This window comes from Marinitoga okinawensis (assembly GCF_055387075.1).
Genome location: NZ_AP042422.1, coordinates 2,109,371 through 2,134,233, shown reverse-complemented (window position 1 = coordinate 2,134,233; position 24,863 = coordinate 2,109,371). Strand labels below are relative to the sequence as shown.

At 26.6% G+C, this 24,863-nt stretch carries 29 protein-coding genes; 21 read left to right on the top strand and 8 right to left on the bottom strand.

Annotated features, from left to right (window positions below):
- The first annotated feature begins 5 nt into the window (after nt 1-5).
- Genes ACZ5CK_RS10295 through ACZ5CK_RS10280 form a run of 4 tightly spaced genes read left to right on the top strand, consistent with a single transcriptional unit; the run spans nt 6 to nt 2,147 of the window.
- Entirely contained in the window at nt 6-833 is an 828-nt protein-coding gene (locus tag ACZ5CK_RS10295) for an AlbA family DNA-binding domain-containing protein (protein ID WP_464581726.1), read from the top strand.
- Complete coding sequence (locus ACZ5CK_RS10290) at nt 794-1,363, top strand: ATP-binding protein (RefSeq protein WP_464581725.1); 570 nt, start codon at nt 794-796, stop codon at nt 1,361-1,363. Before ACZ5CK_RS10295 ends, ACZ5CK_RS10290 begins: the two co-directional genes overlap by 40 nt.
- The gene (locus ACZ5CK_RS10285; RefSeq protein ID WP_464581724.1) at nt 1,356-1,820 is read left to right on the top strand and encodes a 23S rRNA (pseudouridine(1915)-N(3))-methyltransferase RlmH; all 465 of its coding nucleotides are present in this window, start codon (nt 1,356-1,358) and stop codon (nt 1,818-1,820) included. The genes ACZ5CK_RS10290 and ACZ5CK_RS10285 overlap by 8 nt, the downstream gene beginning before the upstream one ends.
- A 9-nt stretch (nt 1,821-1,829) precedes the next feature.
- Nucleotides 1,830-2,147, top strand: coding sequence for a hypothetical protein (locus tag ACZ5CK_RS10280; protein ID WP_464581723.1), 318 nt, complete (start codon nt 1,830-1,832; stop codon nt 2,145-2,147).
- 546 nt (nt 2,148-2,693) lie between these two features.
- Here the strand turns inward: ACZ5CK_RS10280 and ACZ5CK_RS10275 are convergent.
- The 8 genes from ACZ5CK_RS10275 to ruvC form a co-directional block, all read right to left on the bottom strand.
- Nucleotides 2,694-3,941, bottom strand: coding sequence for an IS256 family transposase (locus tag ACZ5CK_RS10275; RefSeq protein WP_464581024.1), 1,248 nt, complete (start codon nt 3,939-3,941; stop codon nt 2,694-2,696).
- A gap of 128 nt (nt 3,942-4,069) precedes the next feature.
- Entirely contained in the window at nt 4,070-4,708 is a 639-nt protein-coding gene (locus ACZ5CK_RS10270; protein WP_464581722.1) for an HAD family hydrolase, read from the bottom strand.
- Nucleotides 4,709-4,721: 13 nt separating this feature from the next.
- A complete protein-coding gene (locus ACZ5CK_RS10265) occupies nt 4,722-5,930 on the bottom strand; it encodes a hypothetical protein (RefSeq protein ID WP_464581721.1) in 1,209 nt (402 codons plus the stop codon).
- A gap of 11 nt (nt 5,931-5,941) precedes the next feature.
- Complete coding sequence (mrdA, locus tag ACZ5CK_RS10260; RefSeq protein WP_464581720.1) at nt 5,942-7,660, bottom strand: penicillin-binding protein 2; 1,719 nt, start codon at nt 7,658-7,660, stop codon at nt 5,942-5,944.
- Nucleotides 7,641-8,051, bottom strand: coding sequence for a hypothetical protein (locus ACZ5CK_RS10255; protein WP_464581719.1), 411 nt, complete (start codon nt 8,049-8,051; stop codon nt 7,641-7,643). The genes mrdA and ACZ5CK_RS10255 overlap by 20 nt, the downstream gene beginning before the upstream one ends.
- Entirely contained in the window at nt 8,051-8,731 is a 681-nt protein-coding gene (locus tag ACZ5CK_RS10250; RefSeq protein WP_464581718.1) for a hypothetical protein, read from the bottom strand. Before ACZ5CK_RS10250 ends, ACZ5CK_RS10255 begins: the two co-directional genes overlap by 1 nt.
- Before the next feature lies 1 nt (nt 8,732).
- Nucleotides 8,733-9,743 carry a rod shape-determining protein MreB gene (gene mreB / locus ACZ5CK_RS10245; protein WP_464581717.1) on the bottom strand — a complete coding sequence of 337 codons (1,011 nt, stop codon included), beginning with the start codon at nt 9,741-9,743 and terminating at the stop codon, nt 8,733-8,735.
- Nucleotides 9,744-9,828: 85 nt separating this feature from the next.
- Complete coding sequence (gene ruvC, locus ACZ5CK_RS10240) at nt 9,829-10,311, bottom strand: crossover junction endodeoxyribonuclease RuvC (RefSeq protein ID WP_464581716.1); 483 nt, start codon at nt 10,309-10,311, stop codon at nt 9,829-9,831.
- 91 nt (nt 10,312-10,402) lie between these two features.
- Here ruvC and ACZ5CK_RS10235 point away from each other — a divergent pair, with 91 nt between their 5' ends.
- Genes ACZ5CK_RS10235 through ACZ5CK_RS10155 form a run of 17 tightly spaced genes read left to right on the top strand, consistent with a single transcriptional unit; the run spans nt 10,403 to nt 24,850 of the window.
- A complete protein-coding gene (locus ACZ5CK_RS10235; protein WP_464581715.1) occupies nt 10,403-11,770 on the top strand; it encodes a fibronectin type III domain-containing protein in 1,368 nt (455 codons plus the stop codon).
- A 14-nt stretch (nt 11,771-11,784) separates the two neighbouring features.
- Nucleotides 11,785-13,209, top strand: coding sequence for an FAD-dependent oxidoreductase (locus ACZ5CK_RS10230; RefSeq protein ID WP_464581714.1), 1,425 nt, complete (start codon nt 11,785-11,787; stop codon nt 13,207-13,209).
- Nucleotides 13,206-14,426, top strand: coding sequence for an NAD(P)/FAD-dependent oxidoreductase (locus ACZ5CK_RS10225; RefSeq protein ID WP_464581713.1), 1,221 nt, complete (start codon nt 13,206-13,208; stop codon nt 14,424-14,426). The genes ACZ5CK_RS10230 and ACZ5CK_RS10225 overlap by 4 nt, the downstream gene beginning before the upstream one ends.
- A complete protein-coding gene (locus tag ACZ5CK_RS10220) occupies nt 14,401-14,784 on the top strand; it encodes a DUF1667 domain-containing protein (RefSeq protein WP_464581712.1) in 384 nt (127 codons plus the stop codon). Before ACZ5CK_RS10225 ends, ACZ5CK_RS10220 begins: the two co-directional genes overlap by 26 nt.
- Before the next feature lie 3 nt (nt 14,785-14,787).
- Complete coding sequence (locus ACZ5CK_RS10215) at nt 14,788-16,254, top strand: sensor histidine kinase (protein ID WP_464581711.1); 1,467 nt, start codon at nt 14,788-14,790, stop codon at nt 16,252-16,254.
- Between the two features lie 9 nt (nt 16,255-16,263).
- Entirely contained in the window at nt 16,264-17,160 is an 897-nt protein-coding gene (locus ACZ5CK_RS10210; RefSeq protein ID WP_464581710.1) for an HDOD domain-containing protein, read from the top strand.
- Entirely contained in the window at nt 17,153-17,515 is a 363-nt protein-coding gene (gene rbfA, locus ACZ5CK_RS10205; RefSeq protein ID WP_464581709.1) for a 30S ribosome-binding factor RbfA, read from the top strand. Before ACZ5CK_RS10210 ends, rbfA begins: the two co-directional genes overlap by 8 nt.
- Nucleotides 17,508-18,422 carry a tRNA pseudouridine(55) synthase TruB gene (gene truB, locus ACZ5CK_RS10200; protein ID WP_464581708.1) on the top strand — a complete coding sequence of 305 codons (915 nt, stop codon included), beginning with the start codon at nt 17,508-17,510 and terminating at the stop codon, nt 18,420-18,422. The genes rbfA and truB overlap by 8 nt, the downstream gene beginning before the upstream one ends.
- A 39-nt stretch (nt 18,423-18,461) precedes the next feature.
- Nucleotides 18,462-18,983: an AmmeMemoRadiSam system protein A gene (gene amrA, locus ACZ5CK_RS10195; RefSeq protein WP_464581707.1), complete on the top strand. Its 522-nt coding sequence runs from the start codon at nt 18,462-18,464 to the stop codon at nt 18,981-18,983.
- Nucleotides 18,984-19,011: 28 nt separating this feature from the next.
- On the top strand, nt 19,012-20,004 hold the full coding sequence (gene amrS, locus ACZ5CK_RS10190; protein ID WP_464581706.1) for an AmmeMemoRadiSam system radical SAM enzyme: 993 nt from the start codon (nt 19,012-19,014) through the stop codon (nt 20,002-20,004).
- Nucleotides 19,974-21,014: an FAD:protein FMN transferase gene (locus tag ACZ5CK_RS10185; RefSeq protein ID WP_464581705.1), complete on the top strand. Its 1,041-nt coding sequence runs from the start codon at nt 19,974-19,976 to the stop codon at nt 21,012-21,014. The genes amrS and ACZ5CK_RS10185 overlap by 31 nt, the downstream gene beginning before the upstream one ends.
- An 18-nt stretch (nt 21,015-21,032) precedes the next feature.
- On the top strand, nt 21,033-21,395 hold the full coding sequence (locus ACZ5CK_RS10180; RefSeq protein WP_464581704.1) for a NusG domain II-containing protein: 363 nt from the start codon (nt 21,033-21,035) through the stop codon (nt 21,393-21,395).
- The gene (locus ACZ5CK_RS10175) at nt 21,389-21,886 is read left to right on the top strand and encodes a Gx transporter family protein (protein ID WP_464581703.1); all 498 of its coding nucleotides are present in this window, start codon (nt 21,389-21,391) and stop codon (nt 21,884-21,886) included. Before ACZ5CK_RS10180 ends, ACZ5CK_RS10175 begins: the two co-directional genes overlap by 7 nt.
- Nucleotides 21,883-22,443, top strand: coding sequence for a Maf family protein (locus ACZ5CK_RS10170; protein ID WP_464581702.1), 561 nt, complete (start codon nt 21,883-21,885; stop codon nt 22,441-22,443). The genes ACZ5CK_RS10175 and ACZ5CK_RS10170 overlap by 4 nt, the downstream gene beginning before the upstream one ends.
- Complete coding sequence (gene radC, locus ACZ5CK_RS10165) at nt 22,436-23,101, top strand: RadC family protein (protein ID WP_464581701.1); 666 nt, start codon at nt 22,436-22,438, stop codon at nt 23,099-23,101. Before ACZ5CK_RS10170 ends, radC begins: the two co-directional genes overlap by 8 nt.
- Nucleotides 23,094-24,311, top strand: a complete 1,218-nt coding sequence (locus ACZ5CK_RS10160) for a hypothetical protein (protein ID WP_464581700.1) — start codon at nt 23,094-23,096, stop codon at nt 24,309-24,311. The genes radC and ACZ5CK_RS10160 overlap by 8 nt, the downstream gene beginning before the upstream one ends.
- Entirely contained in the window at nt 24,308-24,850 is a 543-nt protein-coding gene (locus ACZ5CK_RS10155) for an HD domain-containing protein (RefSeq protein ID WP_464581699.1), read from the top strand. The genes ACZ5CK_RS10160 and ACZ5CK_RS10155 overlap by 4 nt, the downstream gene beginning before the upstream one ends.
- Nucleotides 24,851-24,863: the final 13 nt, after the last annotated feature.

The window sequence follows — 24,863 nt, the reverse complement described above, 5'->3', positions numbered from 1 at the left end:
AAGATATGAAAAAAGATGATATATTAAAATATATAAAAAATGGAGAAAATGAATATATAGAATTTAAAGAAAAATTCTCTGATGAAGTAATAAGAGCACTATGTGCTTTTTCTAATTATAAAGGTGGAATTGTCATAATAGGTATTTCAGATAAGGGTGAAATTAAAGGAATAAATTTAGGTAAAGAAAGTATACAAAAATGGTTAACAGAAATAAAAAATAAAACGTCACCATATATAACTCCAGAAATATCTATATTTGAAATAGAGAATAAAAAAGTAGTAGCTTTTGAAGTGATAGAATTTCCGATAAAGCCCGTATCATTTAAAGGAAGATATTATATAAGAACAAAAAATAGAGATCATCATATGGGATTATCAGAAGTTGCAGAAATGTATTTAAGAACAAGAAATACAAGTTGGGATTATCTTATTAATGAGAATAAGTCAATTAACGATTTAGATGAAAATAAAATATTAAAGGTTATGAAAATGATAGAAAAAAATCTAGAAATTGATTTAGATAATCCATTATCTTTTTTAAGAAAGTACTCTTTAATTATAGAAAAAAATCAAATGGAATTTCCTACAAATGCATCATTGCTTTTGTTTTCAAAAAAACCATTAGATATGACTGATATACAAATAGGTTTATTTCAAGATGAAATAACAATAAAAAAATCAAAAATAATAAGAAATGATTTAATCTCAGAGGTAGAAGAAGTAATGGATTTCATAAAATCATATATTTTAAAAGAATACATATTTGATGGTAAAGTTCAAAGAACAGAAAAATGGCAATATCCATTAATGCAATTAGAGAATTTGTTATAAATGCTATTGTTCATAGAGATTATAGAGGTGAACACTCACAATTCCAAATTTTTCCAGATAAAATAGTATTGTGGAATTCAGGTAGATTACCATATGATCTTAATATAGAAGACGTTAAAAAAGGAAATCAAAAATCTCACCCTAGAAATAAGTTAATAGCAGAAATATTTAGAGATATAGGTTTTATTGAAAGATATGGGAGTGGTATTAAAAGAGCTATTACAGAATTAAAAATGAATGAATTAAAAGAACCTGATATTAAAGAAATAGCTGGTGGGTTGGAGGTTATTATTTACGGTTCAAAGACCACCCCAAAGACATCATATCAAATTACAGATTTAGAGAAAAAAATATTAATTAAAATGAAAGAAAATTCTAAAATTACAAGAAAAGAATTAGCTAAGGAGTTGGATTTAAGTTTAAATACTATTAAAGAATACATCTCAAAAATGAAAAAGAAAAATTTACTAACAAGGGTAGGGTCTTCAAGAAACGGATATTGGAAAGTTGAGGCTGAATTGGATGATTAAAATATTTGTAATAGGTAAACCTAAAACAAAATTTATAAAAATGGGTATAGAACAATATTTAAAATGGAATAGCAAATATGATAGAGTTGAATTAGTAGAATTGCCTCTTTCTAATGATTTAAATAAAATAACGGAGAAAGAATATAAAAATCAAGATAAAGAAAAATTTGATAAATACTTTTTACCAGATGTTTTTAAAGTAGTTTTAGATGAAAGAGGTAAAGAACTACCTTCTATAGATTTTGCAAATAAAATAGAAAGATGGAGAATAGGAAAAAAGAATATTTCTTTTTTTATAGGTGGTCCATTAGGTCATCATGAAGAAATAAGAAAAAATGCAGATTTTTTATTATCAATTTCAAAAATGACATTTACACATGAAATGGCTGTATTGCTTTTATTAGAACAAATATATAGAGCTTTCAAAATAAATAATAACGAAAAATATCATTATTAGGAGGTATTTATGCATAAAAGAATATTTAAAAGATTAAAAAACTATGATGATGTAAAAAAATACTTTGAAAATGAAATAAAAGATGAAAAGGCATCGGAAGTTGTAAAAGAAATTTTATTCGAAGAAGAAGATAGCGCATTTAAATTAATTGAAGAAGAAGATAAGATAAGATTTATAAAATTTTATCGTTCTGGAAGTTGTGAATTATGTTACGAAGAATATGTAGATGAAACAAAAGAAAAGTTAGAATCCTGGAAACAAAAAGCACCGGATTTTAGAGACAGTTCTTTGTTTTTAGAAATAATTTTTGAAGTTAGAGAAAAATAAACTTGGATTATACCAAGTTTATTATAGTTTATAGACAAACTCAAAAATTAAATACAAAATATTTTCAAAAAATAATATTTATGAGCATATTTTTAATACATCGTATTGAGAACAAACATAGTTTTTTACAAAAAATGTTTTAAGTTTTTTCGAAGCAAGGGATTTTATTAAAATTGTATTTAAATAGTAAAATAAAAAGCTTCGCGAAGCGAAAATTTTGAGAAAATTCAAATATTTGCCCATATTCAAATATTTTGTTGGTAGCATGTAATTTTTTGTGTAAATACCTCTTCTTGGATGGTAATAAATTAATTAAATTGGATTATAATTCTTAAATTATTTTCATATGAATTATCGTCTATATTGTAATATGCTTTAATAGTAATTTTCAGAAGTTTTTGATGTGGATTTTTAAAAACAAACACCTTTTTGCAATTTTCACTGCAAGATTTAACATTATTAAATTAAGAATATATTTTTGGCGTTAGTTTTTAGTATTTGGTTTTATGTATTATTGATTGTTACAGGTTTTGGAATTTAGTTGCATTAAGAATTATAGACGTATTTTGTGATTCTTTCTTTGAAAAAGATGGATAGTTCGTTTAGGACTTTACTCCAGTTTCTATATCGAGCTGTCCATCTTTTTGTTGCATCTATTGTTGCTAAATATAATATTTTTAATAATGCATCATCATTTGGAAAAGATGTTTTATTTTTAGTCACTTTTCTATATTGCCTATTCAATGATTCTATTACATTTGTTGTATACATTATTTTTCTTACTTCATCACCATAATCAAAATATGGAGATATTGTTTCCCAATGTTTTTCCCAACTCTCTAATGCCAATTTGTATTTTGTCCATTTGTTTTCTTTTAAATCCTGTAGATTTGAATAGGCTATATCTTTATTGGGTGCTTTATATACTTTTTTTAAATCATTTACAAGTTCTTTTCTATCTTTGTAATTAACATATTTTAATGTATTTCTTATTTGATGTATTATACATCTTTGTACTACAGTATCAGGAAATGCTGCTTTAATTGCTTGTGGAAATCCAGTTAATCCATCTACTGAAGCTATTAATATATCTTTAACTCCTCTATTTTTTAAATCATTTAATACTCTTAACCAGAATTTTGATGATTCTATTTCACCTATATATATACCAAGAACTTCTTTAAATCCATCAATATTTACACCTATTACAACATATGCAGTCTTTTTAATTATCTCACCATCATCTTTTACTTTAAATACTATTCCATCCATGAAAACAAAAGTGTATATCTCTTCTAATGGTCTGCTTTGCCATTCTCTAATTTCTGGTAATATCTTATTAGTAATTTTACTTATCATTTCAGCTGATAATTCTACACCATATATATCTTCAACATTCCTAACTATATCTTTCGTACTTAATCCCAAACCATACATTCCTATTATTCTACTTTCAATATCTGAAATATCTCTTTTATATTTTGGTATTATTTTCGGTTCATATTCACCCTTTCTATCTCTGGGTATTTTCAATTCCATCTCACCCATGCTTGATCTTACCTTTTTTGAGCTGTATCCATTTCTGGAGTTATCCGTTTCTTTATTTTCCTTATCGTATTTCTCATATCCTAATTCATCTTCTAATTCTGCTTCTAACATTTCTTGTATTATTGGTCCCATCAATTCTTTTATCTTGTCATATACGTCTTTCATTGTGTTTACTTCTGGATCCCTTGCTATTAACTTTGCTAACTTTTCAATGTTACTTTCTTCTTTTTTCTTTCTCTTTGCCATTTAAAATACCCCCTTCTTGGTTTTATTTTACCATACCAAGAAGAGGGTTACCTATTTTTTCTACTTTTTATTTACACAAAATTTTTTATGGTCTCATTTTGTTAACAGTCTAAACAAATAAACCTGGGTTATCCCAGGTTTATTTGTTTTATTATCGGAATTAACTCTTTTATATCATTAATTATATAGTCTGCATCTTTAACTTCATTATAACCAAAACCATATGCACAACCAATAGATATGAAACTATTAGTTTTAGCCGCTTCTATATCTTTATGTCTATCTCCAACCATCACAAAATCCTTTTTTCCATCGGATATTAATCTTAAAACAAAATCTTTTTCTTTCCAATCATACATTTCTGCACAATGAGGAGAATCAATGTATTTATTTAATCCTCTTTCTAATATTGTTATCATATATTTTATATTACAATTTGAGAGAATAAATAATTTATGACCATTATGTTTTAAACGTTCCAAGACTTCAAAAACACCATCAAAGAATATGTCTTTTATACTGGTATTTTTAATTATTTCTATTTCATATTTATCTAACAATTTAATAGCCTTATTTATGATTTTATCATCTTTAGTTTTTAAAAGACCTTCAAAAATATCATCAATGGTATAACCAATATATTTTAATATTTCAGAATTCGGAATATTTGGATCATAATTTAAATCTTTTAATACCTTTCTAATAGCTGGTAAAGCAATATTCTCTGTTTTAATTAAAGTTCCATCTAAATCGAAAACAATATTCATTTTTTCCTCCTCTTTATTTTATATTACTTCTAATAGTTAATTCTAAATTTTGAGTACCTTGAATATATATAACAATTTTGTCGCTGTAGATATCTTTTTTTATATAATTACCTTTAATACTTAATAAATTTAAAGATTGTCCAGATATTTCTATTTCAGTCTTTCCATTACCTTTGACATTTATATTAAAAGTTTTATCTATATAATTTTTTGTTCTGGTTTCGTTTAATACTTTTAATTTAGCTGTTGAATTCCATGATTGTCCGAGATTAATTTTGCCAATCTCATTTTCATTAGTTTTTGAAAAAGTTGCAACCTTTTGTATAAATTCTTTATTTTCCTTTTTTGTGAAAATATAAATATTGCCTTTAATTAATGGTATTCCCAGACCATTTTCTTTAGTATTTTCAAACTCTCTTATTATATTTAAATATTTATTCTCAAATGAATTGGAATAGAAATTTATGTTTAAAAAATTAATATCCTCATAATTTTTAATAGTTCCGAGTTTTATAACTTTTGAGAATTCACCATTAAACGGTTTTATTTCTCCCAAATTTATTAGTGCACTTTCATTTTCGATTTGTGGAACATATTGGGCAGATTCAAAAGTCATAGATTTAGTATATCCTAAATCATTATTTGATTTGTTGCTTATGTTAAAGTTTTCATCTATTAAGATAGTGTTATAAGTTGTTTTTATATTTCCACTTATGGTATATGTGACATATAAATCGCTATTATTTTTTAATGAATAAAATAAATCCCATGATAAAGGTTTTGAAAGCATTACTTTACCTTTAACATTTTTAGCATATAAAAGTTTATGGTTTAATAAAGAGTCTAAATTTATTGCATCAGTTCTACACCATAAATTTAAATATGAATTAAAAAAGTAAATATAATTTAAATTTAAAACGTCCTTTAAAATAATTGGATTTGAATTAACCATTGTGATTCTACTACCCAAAGCATTTTTTAAATCATCAGAATCTCCAATAATTTTAAAATTAATATCATCTAAGTTTGATAAAGATATTTTATAAAAATCAGCATTTTCAATAAAAACTACATTTTCATTTTTATCTAAAGGTATTTTTATTTCATCAGTCCATGGGTAATCTTTACTTATTATTCCCGTATTTCTAAAGATAAATAAATCATCAGAAAAAGATAGTAAAGATATTATACATATCAAAATAAAAATCACATATTTTTTCATAAAACTACCTCCTAATTTTGTTGTTTATAATTATTTTTTAATTTGATATATTTTTCCAAAGCTTTTTTGGCAATAGGTGCAGCAACTTCAGAACCATATCCACCATTTTCTACAAAAGAAACAATAGATACTTCTGGATTATTCGCAGGCATAAATCCAGCAAACCAGGAATGAGGTGATTTTCCACCAGTAACTTCTGCAGTACCTGTTTTTCCAGCAACTAATGCTTTAAAATCTTTAAATACATGATATGCTGTTCCTCCGTTTGTACTATTTCCAGGATAAGTTGTTACTTCAATTAAACCTTTTAAGATTGTGAAATAATCTATAGGTTTAATATTATGTGAAAAAGATAGTTTTTTTTCATAATGTACCTCTTCACCAGAGATATTTTTTATATATTTATTAAATACATGAAATTTATAATATTTACCTTTTGTGGCTAATATATTATATAATCTTAAAATACTGATTGGCGTAAATTGCATATAACCTTGGCCAATTGAAGTTAAAACCGTTTCTCCAATAAACCAATCACTACCAAATTTTTCTTTTTTCCAGCTTCTACTAGGAAAAACAGAGCTTACTTCACCAGTTAAATCAATCCCGGTTTTTTCATTAATATTAAACATATTTGCATAAGCACTCATTGTATCAATTCCCAGTTTTAATCCCAGATTATAATAATATACATTACATGATACACGTAATGATTTCACAAGATCAGTAATTCCATGCCCAAAAATATTCCAATCATAATACTCAGCAATAACTTTTCCTTGAGAATTTTCAAGTTCAAATTTTCCTTTACAATTAACAGTGGCTTCTGGAGAAATTCCTTGTTCTAAACCTACAAGAGCAAAAAACGGCTTAATAACGGATCCTGGAGCATAAACAGAAGAGATAGCTCTATTTATTAATGGCTGTTTAGTATCATATATTATTTTTTTCCAATCTTGTATAGAAAGGCCTGAAGAAAATAAATTTGGTTCAACAGATGGATAACTAACTAAAGCAAGAATATCTCCATTATTTGGATTAGACATTATAACAGAGCCAGGTTTTTTATATTTTTCCATTTCATCATAAATATATTTTTGTAAATTATAATCTATTGTTAAATATAAATCTTTACCTTTTACAGATTCAACAGTTTCTAAAACCTTATCTACACGACCACTTGGTGTGATTTTTACAATTTGATACCCGGGTTTTCCCTTTAAAATATCATCATATTCTTTTTCAATACCATATAATGGGACACCTTCAGAATTTACATACCCAACAATTGGATAAATAGTATTATCTTTATATTTTCTTATATATTTTTCGAAAACTCGTAAACCCTTTATATTTGAAATTTGCTTAATGTTAGCAGCAGTAAGATTCACTGTAATTTTTTTTTGGAAAATCAATTTATCTATATATGTTTCTGGAGAATTTGTAATTGTAGAAAAAACTTTTTTTAGAGTTTTTATATCTTTTTCAGAGAAAGATTCACTATAATTTTCAATTACATAAACCTTTTCATTCCAAGCTAATAAAACACCATTTCTGTCATAAATATTACCTCTTATAGGGTTTAGAGTTAAAATTTTGGTGCTTAATTCTTCAACTTCTTTTGAATATAAATTATGTTGAATTATTTGGATATAAAAAGCTCTAATTATAAGAAATGAAAAAGAAATAAAAATAAAAATAACAAAAAATTTAAACCTGTATTCTTTCATTTCTATCGACCCTTCCAATGAGGATAAAATGTGTTATAGATAATAATATGTATGAAATTAATAAGACATAATAGTTTTTATTTATAAAAGATAGAAAAAACAAAGGAATAGATGCACTTAGAAGGCTTCTAAAAAAACTTTTTTCTAAAAATTCAAAAATATGGAATGAGGCTATTATTAATATAAAAAATAATATTGTCATTAATCCAATATCATATTTAGAAGAAAAATATATTATGGAATATAAAAAAGCAAAAAAATAAAATTTTTCTTTAAATAAATATTGGACAATTAAAAATACTATAGGAAAAGAAAAAAATAAAACATCACCCATCCATCTATCCCAGGAAGAAGATATCATTGTCATAATAAATATATAAATATATTGCATCATTTCACCCCAAATTCACTAAATAAAATAACATTATCTTTCAATTTATCTGGAACTATATAGTAAATATTATTAGATTTTTTATACACAAATCCTTCAACAGATAATGTTGTATTTAGCCAATTAGAATCAGAAATCAAAATTTTTGCATGTTTTTTATTTTGAAATATAGAAAAACCCTCTGGAATATTAATAATAAGATTTCCGTTTCCACTTTCTTTTATCAATAATTCTATATTGTCAAATTCTCCAAAAATTTCATGATTTCCCCATCCAAGTTTTTTTATAATCTTGTTATTTTTAAAAGAATCGCTAACAAAACCTAAAATTTCCCCACTTCTTGTAAAAGCAATTTCTTCGTTTTTTACATCTTGTGTAGTTTTTACATATATATATTTTGAATCTTCATTTATAAATATACCTGGGGTTAAGGTGGTTTTTAAATCAATATTTTTATTTTGTATTTCAAAATATATTATCGAATTAGATATAGATTCCTCCAAATTTTTCAAATAGTCTGCATTTTTGGTTAAAAGTGAATAATTATTTCTTATTTCAAAAAAAACAATATCCAGAGGATAATTTACTCTGGATATAATATAATTTATATATGGAAATAATGTTGATAATATAGCTATAAAAATCAATATGATAGTATATGAAACAAATTTTCTAAACATATTACTTTTGTAACTTAGATAGATTTTCCAAAATTTTCACTTTATCCAATACCATACCAGCACCTCTTGCAACTGCAGTTAACGGATCTTCAGCAATGATAACTTTTATCTTTGTTTCATGCTCGATCAATTCTTTAAGACCTTTCAAAAGTGCGCCACCGCCAGAAAGATAAATCCCCTTCATAACAATGTCAGTTAGAAGTTCTGGAGGAGTTTCCTCAACTGTTAATTTTATTTGTTCTATAATTTTTGAAACAGATGTATTAATAGCTTCTCTTATTTCATAACCTTTTAAAATTATATTTTTTGGAAGTCCAGATAAAATATCTCTTCCTATTATTTCTATTTCCTCATTGTCATACTCGTCATTAGGCCATGTATTACCAATTTTCTTTTTAATTTTTTCGGCTGTTCTTTCCCCAATTAAAAGTCCAGATTTATCTTTAACGTAGTTTATTATAGATTCGTCTAATTCATCTCCAGCAATTCTTATTGATTTTGAAATTACAATACTTCCAAGAGAAATTACAGCTATTTCAGTGGTGCCTCCGCCAATATCGACAACCATATTTCCAGAAGCTTCCTCTACATTTAAACCAACACCAATAGCAGTAGCCATAGCTTCTTCAATTAAAAAAGCTTTACCTGCTCCTGCATCTAACGTTGCTTTGTGTAAAGCGCTTCGTTCAACTTCTGTTGCATCAGTAGGGACACCAACTACAACAGTTGGTTTGAAAAATGTAAAAGATCCAACAGAAGCACTAATAAAATATTTTAACATAGCTAAAGCTGTATTATAATCAGCAATAACCCCATCTTTTAAAGGTCTAACAGCAATAATATTTGCTGGTGTTTTCCCTATCATTTTTTTGGCTTCTTTACCAACTGTCAATATTTCTTTAGAATCTTTTTCTATAGCAATAACAGAGGGTTCATTAACAAGAATGCCTTTTCCTTTAACATAAACTAAAGTATTAGCAGTTCCTAAATCAATTCCAATATTTGATCTCATTATTAATCCTCCTGAATTTTATTTTTATAAATTATATCACAATATCTTAAAATATTGAAGATTTTAAGAGAAAAATAAGAAATAATTATTTATTATTATATTTTTGAAAATTTCCATGGCAAAAGGCAATAGCTAATGCATCAGCAGCATCATCAGGAGTGGGTGTTTTTTTAAGATTAAAAACAACCTTTAACATTCTTTGAATTTGACCTTTTTCAGCCCTGCCATAACCTGTAATCGCTTGTTTCACTTGATATGGCGTATATTCATATATAGGTATATTCGCCTTTTGTAAAGCGAGTAATATAACCCCTCTTGCTTCTCCCACTTGAATGGCAGTTTTTACATTTTTAAAGAAAAATAAGCTTTCTACAGCGGATTCATCAGGATTGAATTTTTCTATTAAATTACCTAATGAATCATAAATTTCTAATAATCTGGCATTCAAATCAGACTTTTTATTTGTTTCAATAACACCAAAATCCACTAATTTAAAATTATTTCCTATTTTATCAACTATTCCGAAGCCAATTCTCCCATAGCCAGGATCAATTCCTAATATTCTCATTTCTCACCTCAATAAAAAAATTTTAAAACACATATTTCCTCTATAACTTTTGTGTTATAATTAAATTGAAAATAAAATTATGGAGGTAAATATGAAAAAAATACTTATAATTATATTTTTATTAATTATAATGATATCATTTTCTAATATTATCTGGAGATTTACACCAAAGAATTATGAAATAATTGAGTATAGTGATTCAATAAAATTATCTTGGAATTTAAATATACCTGTTGAATATTATAAACTTTTTTTTGGTGATGAATCTACAAATATGAAAATAATATACATGGGTGAAAAAAATACTTATATAATAACAGATCTAATATCTAATAAAAATTATTATTGGAAAATAATAGCTTATACTAAATCAGGTGTTGTTGAATCAGAAATAAATAGATTTTTTCTTCAATTAAATAAACCAAAAGTGGAAAACATATATCCAAATTTTGATCACGATATTAGTTCTGAAGAGATTCAATTTTCCTGGAGTATTTATTATCCAATAGATTATACTACAGAATTTTTGTTATACAAAAATAATGAAAAAATTTATGATAAGAAATTAAATTACAATAAATTAAGGCTTTCTCTAAAACCAGGGATAAACTATAAATGGTATCTTATTATAAGAGATAAATTAAAAAATAAATATATTTATGGACCTTATACTTTTTCAACAAAAACATATGAAATATATATAACAAAAGATAATGTTTTATATAAATTAAGAACGTATGGAGATTATATAGAAAAAAAGAGAATTTTTGAGTCTGATAGTAAGATAGAATCATATATAAAATATAACAATTTTTTAATTTTAAAAACAAATGAGGGAATAGAATTTGTGCATATAAATGGTAATAAAACATCTTTTATAAAAATAAAAAACATAAAAGATATCCACATTGAAAAAAAGGATAATAAATTAGAATTATATTTAACAAATATAGAAGGTCTTTATGTTTATGATATAACAAATCCATATTATCCATTTTTAGATAAAGAGATTAAAGGTAAATATATATCGGTAGCAGTAAATAATTGCTGTATAACTGTTTTAGAAGATAAAAAATTAACATTAATGGATAAAGACTATAATATATATTTTCAAGAAAATATAGAAAATCCTCAAAAAATAATATATAATAATGATAATATATTAATATTGCTAACATCAAATAAGCTAATAAAATATCATTATAAGAATGGAATAATATTTTTTGAGAAAGAGATAGAATTATCAAAGATTAAAGATTATGATATATATGATGACAAAATGGCTTTTTTATCTTATAATAACGAAATATATATATACAATACTAATTTAAATTTATTAGACTATAAATATTTAAATAGTGGAACAGATAAAGAAGAAGTAGAAAATATAAAAATATATGAAAATTTATTATATTATTTTAAATCTGATAAAATAGAAAATATCGAGTTATATAGATGAAAGGGAGTGGTTTTTTGATAGCTGTAATTGGTGGGGGGATTGTAGGAACATTAATTGCCCGAGAATTGAATAAGTATGTTGAAGATGTATGGCTCTTTGAGGCAAAAACCAATTTTGGAATGGGAGTAACAAAATCCAATTCTGCAGTTTTACATGGTGGATATGATGATCCACCAGGTAGTTTAAGGGCACAATTATGTTATAAAGGAAATCAATTATATACAGAATTACAAAAAGAATTAAAATTTGATTTAAAACGTGTAGGTTCTCATGTTGTAGCTATAGAAGATGAAGAAACAAAATACATATACAATTTATTAAAAAAAGCAGAAAAGAACGGTGTAAAAGAAGTAAAAATAATTGAGAAAATGGAATTGCTTGAAATGGAACCAAATATAAATCCTAAAGCTAAAAGATCATTATTCTGCGAGATTGCAGGTATATTTGATCCATGGATTGTTGCTATGCAAGCAGCAAAATCTGTTAGAGTAAATGGTGGAAGAACATTAATAAAAAAGAGATTAGTAGAAGTAGAAAAAAAGAACGGGAAATTCTTATTAAAATTCCAGGATAAATCAGAATATTTTGCAGATTTAGTTATTAATGCTGCTGGATTATTTGCAGATGAAGTTGCAAAGCTTTTTGGTGATGAAGTACCGGAAATTTTTCCTGTAAAGGGTGAATATTTCTTACTTTCAAAGGATTTTAAATATGTTAATTCAACGATATTTCCAGTACCAACAGGAATTTCTAAAGGTTGTTTAGTTTTACCAACGGTAGATGGAGGATATTTAGTAGGTCCAAATGCAAATAGGGTAATGTCGAAATTTGATACAGCAACTACAAGGGATGGATTAAATGAAATTAGAGAAAAGGGAACAAAATTAGTTCCAAACTTAAATTTCAGGAGACATCTTGTTAAAACATTTGCAGGATTAAGACCAGAAACAGAAAAAAAGGATTTCTATATAGATGTTGGTAAAAGTGGAGTAATTCACGCTTCTGGTATAAGATCACCAGGACTAACTGCAGCTCCAGCTATTGCAAAATATGTTGTTGATTATTTAATTCAAGAAAAGCTAGGGATTAAATTATATCCACGTGAGAATTATATACATGAAATCGATAGGACACCGCATTTAGTTCACATAGAAAGAGAAGAATGGAATAAGATTATAGAAAATGATCCAAATGCTGGAGAAATGATTTGTCATTGTAATAAAGTTACAAAAAAAGAAATAATAGATGCAATAAAAAATGGTGCAAGGACGCTTGACGATATAAAATTTATGACAAGAGCATCATTTGGTGAATGTCAGGGCGGATTCTGTACAGCAAAAATATTAAAAATATTAGCAGAATATACAAATAGAGATCCAAGAGAGATTACTCAAAATGAAGATGGATCATGGATTGTGAATGCGAAGGTGAGAATATGAAATACAAAACAGATGTTGTTGTAATAGGTGGTGGAGCAGCTGGGATGGCTGCAGCATATAGAGCAAAAAAAGAAGGAGTAGATGTAATATTATTAGAAAGAGATGAAGATACTGGTGGTGTATTAAATCAATGTATTCATAACGGTTTTGGTCTTCAATATTTCAAAAAAGATTTAACAGGTCCAGAATTTAAAGAATTTGCAAAAGTTAGACTTGAAGATATTGAAATACTATATGGTACATATGTGTTAGAAGTTAGAAAAGACAAAACAATTATATTTGTTGATAGAAGAGGAATTCATGAGATAGAAACTAAAGCATTAGTTATGGCAACTGGCGCAAGAGAAAGACATTTTAATTCATTACCTGTTCCAGGAAAAAGAATAACAGGTGTATTTACTGCTGGATTAGCCCAAAGATTTATTAATTTAGAGAATCTCAAACCTGGAAGTAAAGCAGTAATATTGGGATCTGGCGATATAGGGTTAATCATGGCAAGAAGATTGACTTTAGAAGGAATAAAAGTAGAAGCAGTTTTAGAAATTATGCCATATCCTGGCGGATTAGAAAGAAATATTCAACAATGTTTGAAAGATTTTAATATTCCACTTTATTTGTCTCATACAGTTACTGCTATTAAAGGAGATAGAAGATTAGAAAAAGTAATAGCAGCTCAGGTTGACTATAAATGGGACCCAATTCCAGGTACAGAAAAAGAATTTGAAGTTGATACATTAATAACTTCAGTTGGATTAATTCCTCAAACAAAACCAGTAGATTTTGTAGAGGCTGATCCGGGTTTTCTTGTATCAAATACCAATCAAACAAGTGAAGATTGGATATTTGCTGCTGGAAATTGTACAGTAATATTTGATTTAGTTGATTATGTAGCAAAAGAAGGAGAAAAAGCAGGAAAATATGCTGCTATGTATGCAAAAGGAGAATATAAGCAAGGTAAAAAAGTAAAAGTTAGAAAGGGAGAAAATATAGGAATTATTCATCCGGTTTATATAGATCCTACTCAAGAGTCAACATTATATATTAGAGTATCAAAAGTGTTTGATAGAGCAAGTATAAAAGTTGAACCTCTTGGTGTTGAAGTTATAGAGGATGAAGCACGACCACCAGAAATGATAGTTGTTAAATTAAAACCATTTGATGAAAGTATAAATGAAATCGAGGTGATAGCTGATGAACTCATCTCAAAACTTGGTTAAGGAACTTACATGCGTAAGATGTCCGTTGGGGTGTAAAGTAAGAATTGAATATACGAAAGATTTAGAAGTAATAGATGTTAGTGGTAACAGATGTCCTCGTGGAAGAGAATATGCAATACAGGAAATAAGTGATCCACACAGGATTTTAGTAACTAGCGTAAAAGTAAAGAATGGGAAGTATCCATTAGCTTCCGTTAAAACAACGGATTCTATACCTTTAAGGCTTTTTGAAGAAGCAATGAAAGTGATAGAAAAAATGGAAGTTGAAGCTCCTGTAAAAAGAGGCGATATAATAATAAAGAATTTTTTAGAAAGCGGGGTTGATTTAATAGTAACCAGAAGTGTTGAAAGGTTGTGAGCTATGGATTCGAAAAATATGATAATAGAGACATATTCTAAAATTTCAGATTTAGTAATGGAAGTTAGTTCTTTAAATAGCTTAGATCAAGTAGAAAACTCTATACATTCTATTATAAACAGACTAATACCCATAAAGGATGAGTATTTTTTAAAACCCCAGAATGATAAATATATTGAAATTAATAATAAGGAATTATCAGAAGAAATTAAAGATTTGGCAGCATGGGCTGCCAAATCTTTAAAAACTTCTATATTTCCACTGGAAAATGGCGGTAGTGCTTTAATTATTCCTTTTTCAAAATCACAAAGATTGCTATTAATATATGTCTGTGAAACTGAAGTAGAAGAAATATCAAATGAAATAACATTATTTCTCAATATAATGAGCTTTTTAATGGCGACAATCATTGAAAACCTTGAATTATATGAAGAAATCTTGGAAACAAACAAGATTATCGAGAAAAATAGAGATTTTCTCAATCAAATATTGAATTCCATGATTAGTGGTTTAGCAGTTTATGATAAAAATTATAACATAATATTTATAAACAATAATTTTAAAAATCTTGAAGATATTTATGGTGAAGAATTATTAGGGTTTATAAAAAATGAATTGATAAAATTAGAAATTATCGGAGAGAAACTAACTAAAGAGTTAGAATTAAAGGATCATTTTTTATCAATTGATTTTTTAAAAACCATAGATGATAATTATTTAGTAATAATAACAGATATTTCTGGAACAAAAGAATTGGAAAGATTAAGAAAACTGGATCAAATGAAAACAGAATTTTTATCTATGGTATCCCATGAATTAAGAACCCCATTGGCTGCTATAAAAGCCTATTCAGAATCTATCGTGGATAGCCTTGAAATGCTTGATACAGAAACTTTAAAAGATTTTATGGAGACCATATTAAATGAAGCCGATCATTTACAAAATCTACTTGATGAAATATTAGATTTTTCAAGATTAGAAATGAAAACAATAAACATAAAAAAAGAGGAATTTTCTATAAATGAATTAATTGAGGAAGTTTATAATTCAAATAAAAATAAAGCTGAAGCAAATGGAGTTAAATTATATAAAGTTTTACCAAAAGAAAATATAATCGTAAAATTAGATAGAACAAGAGTAAAACAAATATTATCTAATCTAATAGATAATGCAATAAAGTATTCTGATAAGAGGAAAGACTTAAAATTTGTAAAAATAACCTTAAAAAATGAAGGGGATAAGATATTAATTTTGGTGGAAGATAATGGTATAGGTATTTCTAAAGAACATCATGAAAAAATATTTGAGAAATTTTATAGAGTAGACTCCTCATTAACTTATGAAGTATCAGGCACTGGAATAGGTTTATCAGTTGTAAAAGAGTTAGTAGAAATACAGGATGGTAAGATTTGGTTAAAAAGCGTAGAAGGTAAAGGCACAAGATTTTATATAGAGTTTAAAAAGGGATAGTGATAAAATATGGCTACAACGATGAAAGAATTGTTAAAAAAAATATCTGAATTACCAACTCCTAATTTTATATTAAAAAGAATAATGGATATAGCAGGAAATCCATCATCTAATACGAAAGAATTAGAAAAAGCAGTATTACAATCACCACCTCTTGTAGCTAAAATTCTAAAATTAAGTAATTCTGCATATTATGCGTTACCAAGAAAAATAACAAAGTTATCGCAGGCAATTAATATATTAGGCTTTAAAACTGTAAGAAATCTTGCAATGGGAATTTTTGTTGCTGATTCTTTTTTTAGAAGGGAGTTTGAATTTTTAGATTCAAAAAAATTTTGGCGGCATAGCATAGCAGTAGCTATTGCCGCTGAGCAACTAGCTCAAATAGTAAACTATCCAGATAAAGAAGAAATATTTTTGAGCGGAATGTTACATGATTTAGGAAAAATGGTGATGGGAATAATAACTCCAGAAACGGTTGAAATGGTGTTGAATGTGGCGGAATATAAAAAAGTATCTTTTTTAAAAGCAGAAGAGATGCTCAATGTTATGAGTCATCAAATTCTTGGAAAAGAATTATTTAAAAATTGGAATTTGCCAGATAATGTAATATATACTGCAGAATATCATGATATTCCAGAAAAATTAGATATTGAAAAATTCTCTATGAATGTATATATAGTTCATTTAGCAAATTCTTCGATAAATACGATTTATTACGGATATTCAGGGTGTTATGATATACCAGTTCCTTCAGATGTTGTTTGGAATAAGTTTGGGATGACTGCTAAAAAGTATTTAGATTTTTTAGAAAAATTAGAAGAAAAATTAGATGAATCAAATGATTTCATGAACTTAGATACATTTATAGAGGAACCAGAAGAGGAGGAATCAGAAAATGGCTAAAGAATTTAGAAGAGAAATGATAGAATCAGAAATATTAAAATTAATAAATATGAATATATCAAATCTCAGAGATCCAAGAATACAGAATAAGATAATTTCTGCAACGAGAGTTGAATTATCCAGAGATAAATCGTTTGCTGATGTGTATATATCCGTCTTAAACGGAGATATAGAAGAAATTATAGAAGTATTAACAAAGGCAAAAGGTTTTTTCAAAAGCGTTATTGCTAAAAACGTTAGAATGTATAAAATACCAGAAATCAGATTTCATAAAGATATTGGTATTGAAGAAAGCATAAAAATACATAAATTGCTAAATGAAATATCAAAAGATAAAGGTGAAACCGATGAATAACGGTTTCATTTTAATTGATAAGCCATCAGGAATAACTTCACATGATGTTGTAGATATTGTTAGAGAAAAATTTTTCACAAGAAAAGTTGGGCATTCTGGGACATTAGATCCATTTGCTACAGGACTACTCATATTAGGAATTAATAAAGGAACAAGGCTATTAGAATATTTACAGAATAAAAGCAAAAAATATTTTGTAAAAGCAAAATTGGGTATAGTTACAGATACATTTGATATAACTGGTGAGATCAAAGAAAAAAATGAAGTAAAAGAAGAGCATATAAAAAATTTAAAAGAAATAATATTATCGTTTAAGGGTAAATATATGCAAGTTCCTCCAATGTATTCAGCAAGAAAATATAATGGTAAAAGATTATTTGAACTAGCAAGAAGAGGAAAAATTATTAATATGCCACCTAAGGAAGTAGAAATTTATAATATAGAAAATATAAAAATTTATGAGAATGGAGTTTTTGAATTTACGTGTGAAGTATCTTCAGGAACTTATATTAGATCTTTGATAATGGATATAGGATATAAAATTGGAATTGGTGCAGTGACTCAAGAACTTAGAAGATTGAAAGTAGGTAGATTTAATGTTGACGATGCAATAAATATAGAGGAAATTTCAGAAGAAAAAATGATATCAATGTTAGAAGTTTTAGATTTTCCAAAAGTGAAATTAAATGACATGGGTATTATACGCGGGTTAAATGGTAATCCAATATTTTTAGATAATATAAAAGAATATGAAGAATTTAAAAAAGATGATTATGTTTCTTTAATAGATGATAATAATAATTTAATAGCTATTGCAATTGCTGAAAGAAATTCTAAATTTTTGAAAACTTTGGAAAGACATGATAGGATAGAAAGAATATTTAAAATAAAAAAAGTTTTTAAATAAAAACTTTGAAAATCTTAATAATGAAAAGAGGGTGATAAAATGGAAGGTAGTCATCCTTATGTGAAGTGGGCAATAGAAGTTATTGAAAATTATGTAAGATACGGTAGAAAAATTGATATAAGAGAAGATTTGCCAGAAGAATTATTGACTAGGAGAGCAGCTTGTTTTGTTACTCTTCACCTTTTAAATGGTGATTTAAGAGGATGTATAGGAACAATTGAACCTGTATATGAGAATCTTGCAACAGAAATAAGAGAAAATGGAATAGCGGCAGCTACAAGAGATTATAGATTTTCTCCTGTTACTGTTGATGAATTAGAAGATATTCAAGTCAATGTAGATGTATTAAGCGAACCACAGTTAATTGAATCGGTAGATGAATTAGATCCAAATATATATGGCATAATAGTAGTTAGTGGTTGGAAAAAAGGTGTTTTGTTACCAGCAATAGATGGTGTGGATACAGTTGAAGAACAATTAAGAATAGCAAAATTAAAGGCTGGTATTTATTCTACAGAACCTTATGAAATTTATAAATTCACAGTAGAAAGATATTTTTAAATCTTTAAACAAAATATTTGGTGATTTTATGAAAGAAGCAATGTTTTATGAAAAATTGGAAAATAAAAAAGTAAAATGCAATTTATGTCCGCATAATTGCATAATAAAAAATAATCTTACAGGAATTTGTAAGGTAAGAAAGAATGTTGATGGGAAATTATACTCCTTGAATTATGGAGAAATTACAGCAATTAGCAATGATCCAATAGAAAAAAAACCATTATTTCATTTTTATCCAGGAGAAAATATACTATCTTTAGGAACATGGGGTTGTAATTTTAAATGTGCATTTTGTCAAAATTCTGAAATCTCACAGGAACGTCCATATAGTATATACAAAATAGAACCAAAAGAATTAGTAGAAATAGTATTAAATAAAAAAGCAAAAATGGTTGCATTTACTTATTCTGAACCAATAGTTTGGTATGAATATATTTTTGATGTAGTAGCTTTGTTGAAAAAACATGGAATAAAAATAGTTCTTGTTACTAATGGATATATTAATAAAGAACCTTTAAAAAAATTAATTCCTTATATAGATGCAGTAAATATAGATTTAAAAGGTTTTAATGATGAATTTTATAAAAAAATAATAGGTGGAAATAAAGAACCGGTAATGGAAACAATAAAATTATGCTTTGAAAATAATATTCATGTTGAAATAACTACATTAGTAGTCACAAATGGAAATGATAATGAAAAAGAACTTGAACAGCTTTTCAAATGGATTAGTAATATTTCAAAGGATATTCCATTGCATTTAAGCAGATATTATCCATCGTATAAATATAAAGAATTACCCACAAATATATATTTTTTGGAAAAATTATATAATACGGCAAAAAAATATTTAAATTATGTGTATTTAGGAAATGTATGGGATGAAAAATATGAATCAACATATTGTCCAGAGTGTAATACATTACTTATAGAAAGAAATGGCTATAATATAAAAATTCAAAATATAGATGAAAAGGGAAGGTGCAAAAATTGCTTGAAAAAAATTCCAATAATTTTTTAAAAAATAAAGGTATATTATATATAGGTATTTTGTTAATAGCTTTAGGATTAACATTATTTTTCTTATTTCATAAACCATTGCCAAAATATTATGAGAAAAAAGACTTTGCATTAGGCACATGGGTTAGAGTTGTCGTCGCCAGTGAAAAGATTGATTCAGAAAAATTAGCAGATATTGCATTTGATGAGATGAAAAGAATAGAAAGAAAATTTAGTAAAAATATAGAAACAAGCGTTATTTCAAAATTAAATAAAGATAGGTCGATAATAGCTGATAAAGAAACGCTGTTTTTAATAAAAGCTGCAATTAACTTTGCTGATTTGACAGGTAGTGCTTTTGATCCAACTGTTGGAGAATTAGTTAAACTATGGGGATTTGATGATATGAATAGTGAAAAAAGAGTGCCATCTCCCGATGAAATAAAAGCCGCATTGCCGGGTGTTAGTTATAAATTTATAAAAATAGATGGTAATAGGATATCATTATTAAATGATAAAACAATGATAGATTTGGGTGGAATAGCAAAAGGATATGCTGTTGATATGGCTATTCATAAAATAAAAGATTTAGACCCAAATGCTACTGGTTTTATAGATGCTGGTGGGGATATTGGAATTATTGGTCCAAAATTTGGTAGATTTGCATGGACAATTGGGATTCGAGATCCCGATAAAGGTCCATATGATATAAAAGAAAAAGTTTATTTAAAAGAAGGGGCTATTGTTACATCAGGTAATTATGAAAGATTTTTTATAAAAGATGGTGTAAGATATCACCATTTAATTGATCCAAAAACAGGATATCCAGCAAATTATTATAAAAGTGTTACCATAATATCCGATACAGCAATGAAAGCTGATGCAATGGCAACAGCCATATTCATATTAGGTGATAAATTAATAGGATTAGATTCTATGACGCGGTATGGAATTCAAGTATATGGTATAACATCAGACAATAAAATTATTAAAACAACTGGGTTTGATTATTATTTAAAAGAAGAAAAATAATATTTGTGAGGAGACAAAATGAAGAAAGATTTAATATTTTTGTTTATAATTATTATAATAGTATCTGGAATAATGTTATTTCAAAACCTTTTAAAAGACGATTTAAAAGGAGCAGAAGTTTATCTTGGTGGAAAGGAATTATTCAAAATAACAAAACCAGGGACATATGCAGTATATGGTGATGATGGAGACTATAAGTTAAAAGTTGTATTTAATGGAAAAAAAATAAGGGTTATAGATGCAGATTGTCCATTAAAAACATGTGAGCATACAGGGTGGGTAGATAATTCATCTCAAGAAATTATATGTTTGCCAAACAAAGTAGTAGTTAAACCAATAGGAAAAAAGAAAAATATAGGAGTTGACATAATTTCATGGTAAAAAATAATCTCCCCAAATTAGCTATTCTAACAGCATTATCTTCAGCAGTCTATTATTTAGAAACATTAGTGCCATTTCCTATACCTTTACCTGGTGCAAGATGGGGTTTTTCGAATTTTGCAATATTATATTCTTTAACATCAGATAATATATTAATAAACGGTTTATACATAGCAATATTTAAAAGTATATTGGGATCATTATTAGCAGGTAAATTTTTAAGTCCAACCTTTTTTATGGGATTAACAGGAAGTATTATAGCAACATTAGCAATGTATGTAATAATAAAAATAAAAATTTTTGATATAATAGGTATTAGTGAAGTGGGAGCAATATTCAATAATTTAACTCAAGTTACAATAGGTTGGTTATTTATAGTTAAATCTGCAGGAATATTTTGGTATTTGCCTCAGATGATATTATTTGGAACATTTTCAGCATTAGCAAATGCATTTGTAGTAAAATCAACTTTTAGGAGTGTAAAAAAATGAAAATAGTGCTCGGTTCTGGGTCGCCACGAAGAAAAGAAATATTATCGAAATTAGGAATTCCTTTTGAAGTTAGAGTATCGAATAAAGAAGAATATAGTGAGAAAAATAATCCAATAGAATATGCTAAAGAGTTGAGTATTAATAAATCAAAAGATATAGAAATATTAGAAAATGAATTATTAATAACCGCAGATACCATAGTGATTTTTAATAATGAAATTTTAGGAAAACCTAGAGATGAAAAAGATGCAATAAATACATTAAAAAAATTATCTGGTAAAAAACATGAAGTAATAACAGGAATCACATTTAGAACATTAAATGAAATATATACAACATATGATTTAACAGAAGTTTTTTTTCATGAATTGTCAGAAGATGTGATAAAATTCTATATAAAAAAATATCAACCTTTAGATAAAGCTGGAAGTTATGGGATTCAAGACTTTGGAGGAGCTTTTATTGAAAAAATCAATGGTGATTATTATAATGTTATGGGGTTGCCTTTAAATAAGATTTTTTGGTATTTATATAAAAAAGGAGTTTTCAATGTTTGAATTGCCGAGGGAAAAATTAAAAAAATACGGACCTAAAAATTTGACTATTGATGAATTATTAGCTATAATAATAAGAAAAGGTATAAAAGAAAAAACAGTATTTGAAATTTCAAAAGAAATATCAAATACATATTCTTTAAAAGATTTGTTTTTTATGAATATAGAAGAATTAAGTCAAATTGATGGTATAGGTGAAGTTACAGCTATAACATTAAAAGCAGTATTTGAGTTAGGAATAAGATTTCATAAAGAAATACTGAAAAAAGAAGATTTGAAATTAGATTCTCCAGACAAAGTATATGATTTATTATATGATGAAATGGCATTATCAGAAAAGGAAATGGTAAAATGCATATCTTTAAATAGTAAATTAAATCCAATCTCAATTGAAACTGTTAGTATAGGAACAGCTAATCAGTCGATTTTGCATCCCAGAGATATATTTAAAACAGCTATAAAAAATAATGCAATATCTATTTTGATAGTTCACAATCACCCATCTGGAGATAGTGAACCCAGTATAACAGATTTTGAAATAACTAAAAAAATAGAAAAAAGCGGAGAACTATTAGGAATAAAATTATCTGATCATGTGATTATTGGAAAATCAGAATATTATAGTTTTAAACTCGGAAGAAAGGTGATTAGAAATGGATAATATACCTGATAATTTAAAGGCAATAATGCAATTAAAGAAAAAATTTGAAAAAGACTTGAAGAAAAAAGGAATTAATATAGAAAAGAAAAAGCAAAAAACTGTCGAAAGAGCAAAAATAGAGATAAAATACATATCTGTACCTATTGACGATGTGCAAACATTGGTGGATCTTAATTATTATGATTTTAAAAACAATAATTTAGAATTAGCAAAACATATTGAAAAGATGCTTGCGAACAAACCTAAGAGTTCATATATAAATCAACAGGCTGTTGTTCATCTATTAAAAGGAGAATATGAAGAAGTAAAAGATCTATTAAACAATCCATCTTTTCCTGAAGACTATTTTAACTTAGGTATGGCAAAGTTCTTTTTAAGAGAAAAGGATGCTTATGAATTTGCTGAAAATGCGGTAAAAAAATTTCCAAATAATAAATATACAAATTTACTCTTAGCGATGAATGCTGTATATGCTGGTCATTACATTAAGGCATATAAAGCGGTGGAAGAAGCTGCAAGGGGTGCAAATGATCCATTGTTACATTTTATAACCTCTTTATATGATAAGGATTATATTAAAGCAAAAGAGTATTTGAGTAAGGTATTTTTACAAGGTAAAGTAAAATATTTAGCTTCAATATATCAAGGATATCTTTATTTTATGTCACAAGAAGGTGATAAATTATATCAAATGAGAAAAAACTTTGAAAATAATATTCCATGTTCAAATTGTTTATTAAGATATTCAAAATTAAAGGCTATAAATGTTCCACCCGATTATTGTAAATATTGGAAAGTTCTTGAATCATTTGAATTTGAAACTTCTGGGAGATTTGAGACTGAGTTAAATTTACCAGAACAAGCTATAATTAGTTTTCTCGGTTATTATAATTATGGTAATGAAGAAATGGCTAATCAAAAATTTGAAGAACTTACAGAAATGTTTGGAGAGGTAAAGGTAGTATTTTTTCCAAATGATTCACATGTAAAAGGGTTAAGAACCTTTAATTTACAACCAGTGAAAAATGGCAAAATGGCAAAATTAGCTGGTCCTGGAGTATTTAATAAGATAAAAAATATAATTCAAAGATTAGAATCAAAAGAAGGAACAAGATATGATTTCATGATAGATATTCCTTTTTACGAGGGAATAAAAATGTTATTTGGTTGGAGAACATGCCAAATGTACTTTGAGGGGGAAAATGAATGACACGGGAAGAAGCAATAAAATTATTAAAAGAGCAAGTAAAAAGTGATAATCTTATAAAACATTGTTTGGCAGTAGGAGCAATAATGAAAGGATTGGCAAAAGAATTAAATGAAGATCCAGAAAGATGGGAAATAATAGGAATACTTCATGATTTAGATTATGAATATACAAAAAATAATCCAGAAATTCATGCAAAAAAAACAGTTGAATTACTAGAAAATAAATTAACAGATGAAGAAAAAAATGCGATATTAGCCCATAATAATCATGCTCCATTAAATACAAAAATGGATTATGCATTATATGCTGCAGATCCTATCTCAGGCTTAGTAACTGCAGCAGTTTTAGTAAGGCCAGATAAATCAATAGAAGGACTAAAAGTAAAGTCTTTAAAGAAAAAGTTTAAGGATAAATCATTTGCCGCAGGTGCAAATAGAGAAAATATAAGGAAAATAGAGGAAATAGGTATAGAATTAAATAGATTTTTTGAAATTTCCATAGAATCAATGAAAGAAATTGCTGAAGAATTAGGACTTTAGAAAGAGGTGAAAA